Annotated in this window: 1 protein-coding gene; it reads right to left on the bottom strand. The window is 39.1% G+C overall.

Going from position 1 to position 1,075, the window contains the following annotated elements:
• Window positions 1-7: 7 nt before the first annotated feature.
• Window positions 8-970: an IS30-like element IS18 family transposase gene (locus FTU98_RS13860; protein ID WP_033917576.1), complete on the bottom strand. Its 963-nt coding sequence runs from the start codon at window positions 968-970 to the stop codon at window positions 8-10.
• Window positions 971-1,075 lie beyond the last annotated feature (105 nt).

Genomic DNA, 1,075 nt, shown 5'->3' with positions numbered 1-1,075 from the left:
GGCGGATTCAAGCGGCAAGTGCAACAGTATAAAAACCAGCCATAACTTCACTCGGTGTATACCAACCTAGTGTTTTTCTAGGACGATGGTTGAGTGCAAATTCTATCTGCTCTATTTGTTCGTTTGACACGTCATCAAACGATGATGATTTTGGCAGATATTGACGGATTAAACCATTCGTATTTTCATTTCTAGCTCGTTGAATAGACTTGTAAGGATCAGCAAAATACGTCTCTATGCCAACATCAGTAATTCTTTTGTGTTCGGAAAATTCTTTGCCATTATCAAATGTTACACTATAAGCATGGCTCATTTGTAAACGATCTAATGCACAAGTAATCGTTTGAGAGGATGCTCTCGTTGGCCCTAAATGAACAATATGTACATACAGGCTCTTTCGATCAACGAGAGTCAATAAAGCACCTTTATGATGTTTACCAATCACCGTGTCACCTTCGAAATCTCCTAAACGTTGTCGTTGATCAATGACCTGGTCTCGGCAGTGAATACTTGTTTTATCAATGATTTGACCCCTACGATCCGTGTTTTTGTAACCGCGTTTTCGATATTTCTTCTGATGCCTTAAGTGTAGATGAAGTTTACCGCCTTTTGATTTATCTTGATAAATGTACTGGTAAATCCACTCATGTGAAGGTACATCCAGCCAACCGCGTTGTGTTAAAGCACCTGAAATTTGTTCTGGTGACCAGTCCAAACCAATCAAATAATCAATATAAGCGAAGGCAAATGCTGTCATTGATGATGAAGGACGATACCGTCTTTGACTTGCAAATTTAGCTGCCTGTTGAGCTCTATATCCACGTTGTCCAGTATTTCTTTTTAATTCACGGTAGATGGTTGATCGTGAACGTCCTAACTCCCGAGCAAGGGAGGCGATTGAACTTTTACTTTTCAAAGTAGCATAAATTTCGTATCTTTCATCTTGAGAGAGTTGGGTGTATTTCTTCATTGTGTGCTTTCCAATTGCGAGTTGAAAAAGTCTAATGATTCTATGAATACACCTAACTTTTTCAACTGACTACAAATGTGTTGCACTTGGGATTTGAATCTGCGA

The organism is Acinetobacter sp. YH12211, from assembly GCF_013418015.1.
Lineage (GTDB): Bacteria > Pseudomonadota > Gammaproteobacteria > Pseudomonadales > Moraxellaceae > Acinetobacter > Acinetobacter towneri.
Note: the sequence above shows the minus strand (reverse complement) of the source record. Positions and strands in the feature narration are given on the sequence as shown.